7 protein-coding genes are annotated in these 8,457 nt (G+C 72.8%); 1 reads left to right on the top strand and 6 read right to left on the bottom strand.

Going from position 1 to position 8,457, the window contains the following annotated elements; all coding sequences use genetic code 11:
* The 4 genes from PINTE_RS19095 to PINTE_RS19110 form a co-directional block, all read right to left on the bottom strand.
* The coding region (locus tag PINTE_RS19095; protein ID WP_157087380.1) for an MFS transporter at nucleotides 1-711 on the bottom strand (711 nt) is incomplete at its 3' end.
* Nucleotides 693-2,474, bottom strand: a complete 1,782-nt coding sequence (locus PINTE_RS19100; protein ID WP_373280178.1) for a glycoside hydrolase family 13 protein — start codon at nucleotides 2,472-2,474, stop codon at nucleotides 693-695. The genes PINTE_RS19095 and PINTE_RS19100, both read right to left, overlap by 19 nt.
* Before the next feature lie 131 nt (nucleotides 2,475-2,605).
* On the bottom strand, nucleotides 2,606-3,028 hold the full coding sequence (locus PINTE_RS19105) for a globin (RefSeq protein WP_281178979.1): 423 nt from the start codon (nucleotides 3,026-3,028) through the stop codon (nucleotides 2,606-2,608).
* 32 nt (nucleotides 3,029-3,060) lie between these two features.
* On the bottom strand, nucleotides 3,061-4,167 hold the full coding sequence (locus PINTE_RS19110; RefSeq protein WP_084343817.1) for a mechanosensitive ion channel family protein: 1,107 nt from the start codon (nucleotides 4,165-4,167) through the stop codon (nucleotides 3,061-3,063).
* Between the two features lie 175 nt (nucleotides 4,168-4,342).
* On the opposite strand from PINTE_RS19110, the gene malQ reads away from it, so the two are divergent.
* Nucleotides 4,343-6,505: a 4-alpha-glucanotransferase gene (gene malQ, locus PINTE_RS19115; RefSeq protein ID WP_068433888.1), complete on the top strand. Its 2,163-nt coding sequence runs from the start codon at nucleotides 4,343-4,345 to the stop codon at nucleotides 6,503-6,505.
* On the opposite strand, the gene PINTE_RS19120 is transcribed toward malQ, so the two are convergent.
* Nucleotides 6,444-7,919 carry an MFS transporter gene (locus PINTE_RS19120; protein WP_084343816.1) on the bottom strand — a complete coding sequence of 492 codons (1,476 nt, stop codon included), beginning with the start codon at nucleotides 7,917-7,919 and terminating at the stop codon, nucleotides 6,444-6,446. The two genes, malQ and PINTE_RS19120, sit on opposite strands and share 62 nt — an antisense overlap.
* A gap of 3 nt (nucleotides 7,920-7,922) precedes the next feature.
* The coding region (locus PINTE_RS19125; protein ID WP_174524031.1) for an ERAP1-like C-terminal domain-containing protein at nucleotides 7,923-8,457 on the bottom strand (535 nt) is incomplete at its 5' end.

Genomic DNA, 8,457 nt, shown 5'->3' on the forward strand with positions numbered 1-8,457 from the left:
GGAACCCGCGCCGCCGGAACCGGCGCGCGGAACGGCCGCGGCCGGGGTCCGGGCGAGCACGGCGAGCGTGACGGCGACGGCGGGCACGACGAGCAGGAACACACCGCGCCACGACCAGGCGGCGCTGATCGCGGCGGCCACGAGCGGACCGATGATCGAGGGCAGCACCCAGGCCGCGGAGACCCACGCGAACACCCGCGGCCGCACGATCTCGGGGTACACGGCGCCGATGACCACGTACAGGGCGACGACGATGAAACCGGCTCCGAGACCGGCGAGCACCCGCCCGCCGAGGAAGATCCCGAAGGTCGGCGCCAGCCCCGCGAGCGCGCAGCCGAGCGCGAAACCCACCTGGCCCCACCGCATCACGGGCGCCGGGCCGCGGTTCTCGATCCACGGTTGGGCGAGCACGATCGCGAGCAGTTGCGCGGTGAACATCGCGCTGAACGCCGACGCGTAGGCGCCCGCGGCGTCGAGGGCGTCGGCGACCGTCGGCATGATCGTCGAGATCGCCATGCCCTCGAACGCGACGATCGTCACGAGCGCGACGAGCGCCAGGGTCAGCGCGCGATAGGCGGGATCGAGCGGCCGGGGCGCCCGCGACGCCCGGGCAGCGGCCGAACCACCCCGGCCCGACCCGCCGCCCTCGCCGCCGTCGCCCCCCTCACCGCCGTCACCCGGGGGCGGGGTGTTCAGTCGAGAAGCACCCACGCCGCGGTGTCCGTGGGCAGCGCCCCGCCGAGGAGTTCGCCGCTGGCGGCGACGAGCCGGCCGGACGGCAACGGCGCGGGCTGCTCGCCGAGGTTGACGAGCACGGCCGTGTGGGATCCGTCGTGGGCCTCGTTGACGTAGGCGATCACGTCGTCACCGTACCCGGGCAGTTCGCGCAGGCCGCCGGTGCCCAGGTCGTGCTCGCGGCGCGCGCCGAGCAGCGTCCGGTACAGCTCAAGGGTCGAGCCGGGCACGCCGGTCTGCCGGTCGACGGCCAGCTCGCGATATTCCTGCGGCTGCGGCAACCACGTCGCGCCGGTGTCGTTGAACCCCAGGGCGGGCGCGTCGGCCTCCCAGGCCATCGGGATGCGGCACCCGTCGCGACCCAGTACGGTCTTGCCCGAGCGGAACCACGCCGGGTCCTGGCGCGCGTCGTCCGGCACCTGCGTCGACTCCGGCAGCCCGAGCTCCTCGCCCTGGTACAGGTAGGCGGAGCCGGGCAGCCCGAGCATGAGGGTGGTCGCCGCCCGGGCGCGCCGCAGCCCCACGACCGCGTCGGGCTGGGTGTCGTTCGGGCCGATGCCGTTGGGTCGCGGGTCGCCGATCGGCAGCCCGAGCCGCGACGCGTGCCGCACGACATCGTGATTGGACAGCACCCAGGTCGTCGGGGCGCCGACCGAATCGGCCGCGCGCAGCGACTGCGCGATGACCTCACGCAACTCACCGGCCCGCCACGGGGTGACGAGGAACGGGAAGTTGAAGGCCTGGTGCATCTCGTCGCGGCGCGTGTAGAGCGTGAGCCGATCGATCGGCTCGACCCACGCCTCCGCGCACAGGATCTTGTCCTGAGCCGGGTCGCCGGCCGGGTTCGCGGCGTCGAGCACCTCGCGCCAGCCGCGGTAGATCTCGTGGACGCCGTCCTGGTCCCACATCGGCGCGGCGTTCGTCGGGATCGCCTCGCGCTCACCGGCTCCGTCGTGGTCGTCGATCATGACGCTCGCCTCGTCCCAGGCGGGCAGCCCGGCGCGCTTGACGAGCCCGTGCGCCACGTCGACGCGGAAGCCGTCGACGCCCCGGGCGAGCCAGAACCGCAGGATGTCGTGGAACTCCTCGCGCACCTGCGGGTGCTGCCAGTTGAGGTCGGGCTGCTTGGAGTCGAACAGGTTGAGGTACCACTGACCCTTGGCCCCCGTGGCGGGGTCACCGGCCTGCACCTGCGTCCACGCCGGCCCCCGGAACACCGACAGCCAGTTGTTCGGCGGCTCGTCACCGGTGGGCCCGGAGCCCTCGCGGAAGATGTAGCGCTCCCGCTCGGGGCTGCCCGGCCCGGCGGCCAGCGCCGCCTGGAACCACTCGTGCTCGTCGGAGGTGTGGTTCGGCACCAGGTCGACGATGACCCGCAGACCCAGCTCCTTGGCGCGCGCCAGCAGCGCGGTGGCGTCGGACAGGCTGCCGAACAGCGGGTCGATGTCGCGGTAGTCGGCCACGTCGTAGCCGGCGTCGGCCATGGGGGAGCGGTAGAACGGGCTCAGCCAGACGGCGTCGACGCCGAGGTCACGCAGGTAGGGGAGGCGGTTCGTGATGCCGGGCAGGTCGCCGACACCGTCTCCGTCGGCGTCGGCCCAGGACCGCGGGTAGATCTGGTAGATCACCGCGTGCCGCCACCACGCGGCGTCGGGACCGTCCGGGGCGTGCAGCAGCAGCGCGTCCGGCCGGTGCTCAGGGCTCGTGGTCGTCTCGGTGGTGTGCAGGGTGGACGTCACGAGCACCCAGTCTGGTGCTCCCCGCAACGTCGATCGAATCGATTCGGGTGGATTTCACATGGCGGACCGGCGTCGCGAGCCGGTCGGCGATGTCCGAGCCGCGGCCAGAGCAACCGCCCCGCGGTCGCCGCTCACTGCCGGTACATCGGGGCCGCCTGTCCCTCGACGGAGTTGACCATCGATTCGGCGGCGCGGGTGAGGTAGTCGCGCAGGGCGGCATCGAGCTGGGGGTGCAGGTCGTGGGCGGGGCCGACGCGGTCGAGGGCGCCGAGCATGTGCTCCAACCAGTGGTCCCGCATCCGCGGGGTCACCGCGAACGGCACGTGCCGCATCCGCAGGCGGGGGTGGCCGCGGTTCTGGGAGTAGGTCGTCGGGCCGCCCCAGTACTGCTCGAGGAACAACAGGAGTCGCTCCTGGGCGGGGGCCAGATCCTCCTCGGGGTACATCGCCCGCAACTCCTCGTCGCCGGCGACACCTCGGTAGAAGTCCGCGACGAGCGCGTCGAAGAACGCGTGGCCGCCCATGGCCTCGTAGTACGTCGTCTGCTCGCTCACCCCGGCATCCTCTCAGTCGGTCCGACGGGCCGTCAGTCCTGGCTCGGGTTGGCGGGCTTGGCGGCCGCGTCGTTGCGCACGGTGTCGAGGGTGAAGGCGCCGGGCAGCAGCACCGGCCCGCGGACGCCGGCCTTCTGCAGCGCGACCTTCGTGCGCTCGAGGATCTCCCGTTGCACGCCCCAGTGCTCGTTGGGGGCGCACTTGACGAGCACCTTGATGATCATCGTGCCGGCGGTGATCGAGTCGACGCCCGCGACGGTGGCCGGTTCGAGCATCGCGCGCGACCACTTCTCCTCGGTCTCCATGCCCTCGACGGCCTTGGTGATGACGGCGATGGCGCGCTCGGGATCCTCGTCGGAGGAGACCGGCACGTCGACCGAGCCGTTCTGCCAGCCCTGCGAGCGGTTGGCGATCTGGACGATCTCGCCGTTGCGCACGTACCAGACGACGCCCTGCATGTCGCGGACCCGGGTGACCCGCAGCGAAACCGCCTCGACGGTGCCGACCACCGCGCCGGTGTCGATGAGGTCGCCGACCCCGTACTGGTCCTCGAGGATCATGAACATGCCGGACAGAAAGTCCTTGACGAGGCTCTGCGCGCCGAAGCCGAGGGCGACGCCGCCGACTCCGGCGCTGGCGAGCACGGGCGCCATGTTGAGACCGACCTCGGTGCCGATCATGAGCACCGCGATCGTCCAGATGACGACGGAGGAGATGCTGCGCAGCACCGATCCCAGGGTCTCGACGCGCTGCTTCTGCCGGTCGGTGTCGACGAGTCCGGTGTCGCTCAACACCCGCGCCGCGCGGCGTGCGCCGCGTCGCATGGTCGGCAGTTCCGCGGTCGGTACCGGGTCGATGATCGCGACGCTGCCCGACTCCGTGGTCGAGGTGCGGCGGGCGACGAGCGTGCGCACGAGCGTGTTGATGAACCGGTGCGCCAGCCAGCGGGCGAGCACGGCCAGCGCGATGATGAGCAGGATGTGCAGCGGGGCGTCGAGAAACCAGCTGCGCGCCTCGTCGACGGTCAGGCCGGCGAGCGTCGCGGGCGCCGATGCGGCGGGTGCGGCCTGCGCGAGCGGGAGGAGCCCGGACCCGGTCGTCGCGGCCCAGAGTGCGGTCGGGTCGGTGACCAACGTCATGGACAGCATTGTCGCCCGGCCGCCGTCGCCGGCCGCATCGACGGGCCGCATCGTCGGGCCGAGTCGTCGGGCCATCCCGGCGGCCGGCGCGTCGCCCGATCGGTCGCGACCGGGTGCCGCGGCATAGGATCGACTGCGCCCGACCAGCCACCAGCCGCCACACGGAAGGCTCCCCGTGACGACCGACGTGCCCTCAGCCGCCTTCGCCGCCCTGGCCCGCGCCTACGGCGTCGCCACCGAGTACTGGGATTGGCAGGGCCGGCACGTCACGGTCTCGACCGACACGATCCGGGCGGTGCTCGCGGCTCTGGGGGTCGAGGCGAACGACGACTTCGAGGCGTTCCAGGCCCTCGAGGAGACGGTCAACCGGGCCTGGCGGCACCGGGTGCCGCCGTTCACGCTGCACCGCGCGGGCCGTCTCGGTCAGGTGCGGATCCACGTGCCGGACGGGGAACCCGTCGAGGTGTGGGTCGAGCTGGAGGACGGCGGCCGCCACGAGCTGGAGCAACTGCCGGTGTGGGTCGACCCGCGCACCGTGGACGGCGCGCTCGTCGGGGCGGCCACGTTCGCCCTGCCGCCGGACCTGCCGCTGGGGTGGCACACGCTGTGCGCGGCGATCCCCGGGGCCGAGTCGCCGCACGAGGGCACGCTGGCGGTCACCCCCGGACGGCTCGAGGTGTCCGAACCGCTCGCCTCCGACGGGGCGTGGGGCCTGATGTCGCAGATGTATTCGGTGCGATCGGCCGACTCCTGGGGCATCGGCGACTTCGGTGACCTCGCCGACATGGCGGTCTGGTCGGCGCATGAGTTGGGGGCCGACTTCACGCTCATCAATCCCGTGCACGCGGCGGAGTTCGACGTGCCGATGGAGCCGTCGCCGTACCTGCCGACGTCGCGACGCTTCGTCAACCCGCTGTACATCCGCGTGGAGGACATTCCCGAGGTCGGCTACCTGGAGGCGGAGCCGCGGACCCGGGTGCGCGCCCTTGCCGAGCGCACCCAGCGGTTGAACCGCTCCGAACGGATCGACCGCGACGTCTGCTGGGAGGCCAAGAAGGAGGCGCTGCGAGTGGTGTTCGCGCACCCGCGCTCGGCCCGGCGGCAGGCGGCCTTCGACGGCTTCTGCGAGACCGAAGGGCCCGGGCTGCTGGCGTACGCCACGTGGTGCGTGCTGACCGAGCACCACGGCATCCCGCTGCCGCAGGAGCTGTCCGATTCCCACTCGGAGGCGGTGGCGCGCGAGCGCGAGGAGCGCGCCGACGAGGTGCTGTTCGCGATGTGGTGCCAGTGGATCGCCGACCAGCAGCTCGCGGCCGTGCAGCGCGAGGCGCGGGAGGCGGGCATGACGCTGGGGATCATGCAGGACCTCGCCGTCGGCGTGCACCCCCAGGGCGCCGACGCCTGGGGGCTGGGTGACGCGCTCGCCGCGGGGGTGACGGTCGGTGCCCCGCCCGACCCGTACAACCAGCGCGGCCAGAACTGGAGCCAGCCGCCGTGGCGGCCGGACCGGCTCGCCGACCGGGGCTACCTGCCGTTCCGCGACATGATCCGCGCCGCGATGCGCCATTCGGGGGCGCTGCGGATCGACCACATCATCGGCCTGTTCCGGCTGTGGTGGATCCCCGAGGGCAAGGAGCCGTCGGAGGGCACCTACGTGCGGCTCGACCACGAGGCGCTGATCGGGATCCTCGTGCTGGAGGCGCACCTGGCGCGGGCCGTCGTCGTGGGGGAGGACCTCGGCACCGTCGAGCCGTGGGTGCGCGACTTCCTGCACGAGTGCGGCGTGTTCGGCACGTCGATCCTGTGGTTCGAGCGCACCGAGGACGGGTCGCCGCGCCGCCCGGAGGACTACCGGCAGCTGTGCCTGGCATCGGTGACGACCCACGACCTGCCGCCCACCGCCGGCTACCTCACCGGTGAGCACATCAGCATCCGCGAGGAGCTGGGGGTGTTCACGCGGCCGGTCGCCGAGGAGCTCGCCGAGGATCAGGAGGCCCGCCGCCAGGTGATCAGCGTGTTGGCCGAACGCGGGCTGCTCGACGAACGCGACGACCTGCACCGGCTGGTCACCGACCCCTCCCAGACCCAGCTGGAGCAGATGATCGAGGGGCTGCACCGCTACCTGTCGTGGTCGCCGGCCCTGCTGCTCGGCGTCGCCGTGCCCGACCTCGTCGGGGATCGCCGGGCGATGAACCAGCCCGGGACCTCCGACGAGTACCCGAACTGGCGGCTCCCGCTCTCCGGCCCGGACCGCCGGCCGCTCATGCTCGAGGACCTCATGACCTCCCGCTGGGCTCGTCGCCTGGGCCGCTGCGTGCATCGCGGCCGCCGCCGCTGACGGCGGGTTGCTCGGGGGGCCGCACCGGCAGGAGCAGCAGCAGCCCCGCGAGCAGCACGATGACGAGGCCGATGACGCCCCAGTACTGCGCGTCGGTGCCCGGCTCGACGAACCGGCGGCCGATCTCGATGGCCGCCGCGAAGAGCATCGGCGCGAGGAAGCTGACGGCGCGGCCGGTCGTCGCGTAGAGCCCGAAGATCTCGCCTTCGCGTCCGGCGGGGATGAGCCGGGCCAGGAACGTGCGGGAGGCCGACTGCACCGGCCCGACGAACACGCACAGCAGCAGCCCGAGCACCCAGAAGACGGTTTGGCCGGCGTCGTGCAGCCAGAAGACGCCGAGCCCCGCGATCACCATGGCGATCAGCGAGAACACCATGACGTTCTTGGCGCCGACGCGGTCGTCGAGCACCCCGAGGCTGATCGTCGCGACGCCGGCGACGATGTTGGCGACGATGCCGAAGACAATGACCTGGCTGGGTGAGAAGCCGAACGTGCCGGCCGCGATGACCCCGCCGAACGTGAAGACCCCCGCGAGGCCGTCGCGGAAGACCGCGGACGCGAGCAGGAAGTACAGCGTGTGCCGCGCGGTGCGCCACAGCCCGCGCACCGTGTGCCACAGCGCGCGGTAGGAGGCGATGAGCCCCTGCCGAGCGGGCTGCGACACCTCACCGGCGCCGCCCTCTCCGCCGCCGCCCTCGCCGCCGGTGCCCTCGTCACCCTCCCCGCCGCTGCCGACGTCTGCGTCGCGGTGGCGCCCAGGGGGCCGGTCGCGCACGGTGAACAGCACGGGCAGTGAGAAGATCCCCAGCCAGGCCGCGGTGAGCAGCATGGCGACGCGGATGTTCTGGCCGTCGTCGTGGGTGACGCCGAACCAGCCGACCTCGGGGTTGATGAAGCCGACGACGAGCAGCGAGAGCAGCACGATGCCGCCGAGATAACCGGCTCCCCAGCCCAATCCGGAGACCCGCCCGATGTTCTGCCGCGTGGAGATGCTCGGCAGCATCGCGTTGTACTGCACGCCGGCGAACTCCTGGAAGACGTTGCCGATCGCGACGAGCGCCACGCCGAGCCACAGGTACGCCGGGTCGGGCCGCACGAAGTACAGGCAGGCCGAGCAGCAGAACACGACGAGGGTGTTCAGGGCGAGCCACAGGGTGCGCCGGCCCGCCCGGTCGGCGCGCTGCCCGGTGACGGGAGCGAGCACGGCGATGACGAGCCCGGCGACCGCCAGGCCCTGGCCGAGCGCCGAGGACGTCTCGTCCTGCGGGCCGAAGGCCGAACTCGTCAGGTAAACCGTGAAGACGAAGGTCGTGATGACGGCGTTGAACGCCGCCGACCCCCAGTCGTAGGTCGCCCACGCCAGCACCGGGCGGGTGAGGATCCGCCCGCTCCCACTGCGCTCCCGCGTGCTCATGGCTCAGTCGCCGGCCCCGAGGTCACCGGCCCGTGTGTCGCCGACCCCGCTGCCACCGGCGCCGACACCACCGGCCCCGTCGCCACCGGCCCCGTCGCCACCGGCCCCGTCGCCACCGGCCGCCGTGTCGCAGGCCTGGGCTCGCAGGGCCCGGGCGACCGCGTCGCGGTTCTCGGAGACGAGCCGCACGAGCCCGTCGGGGGAGTCGGGGTGGGCGTCCAGCCACGCCTGCGAGGCGTCGAGCAGCCGCTGATCGGCCAGCGCCATCGGATAGAAGCCCTCGACGATGCTCTCGGCGATGGCGTGCGTGCGCTGCGACCAGACCGTCGTGAGCGCCTCGTGGTAGCGCTCCACGTACGGCGCCAGCAGCTCGGGGTCGTGCACGAGCGAGAACCCCTGCCACGTCGCGTCGACGGTCTGGTTGGCCAGCCCCGACTCCTCGACCGCCGAACGCCACGCCTGCGCCTTGGCCTCCGGGGTGGGCCGAGCCGCGAGCGCCCGGGCGGCCCGCTCCCGGCCGGTGGCCGTCGCGTCGCGG

This window comes from Piscicoccus intestinalis NBRC 104926 (assembly GCF_001515525.1).
In the GTDB taxonomy this organism is placed as follows: Bacteria; Actinomycetota; Actinomycetes; order Actinomycetales; family Dermatophilaceae; genus Kineosphaera; species Kineosphaera intestinalis.

What these genes read in the sequence shown, in the direction of transcription:
- PINTE_RS19110 (WP_084343817.1), bottom strand. Translation starts at nt 4,167, where the DNA reads ATGACGTTGGTCACCGACCCGACCGCACTCTGGGCCGCGACGACCGGG.
- PINTE_RS19120 (WP_084343816.1), bottom strand. Translation starts at nt 7,919, where the DNA reads ATGAGCACGCGGGAGCGCAGTGGGAGCGGGCGGATCCTCACCCGCCCG.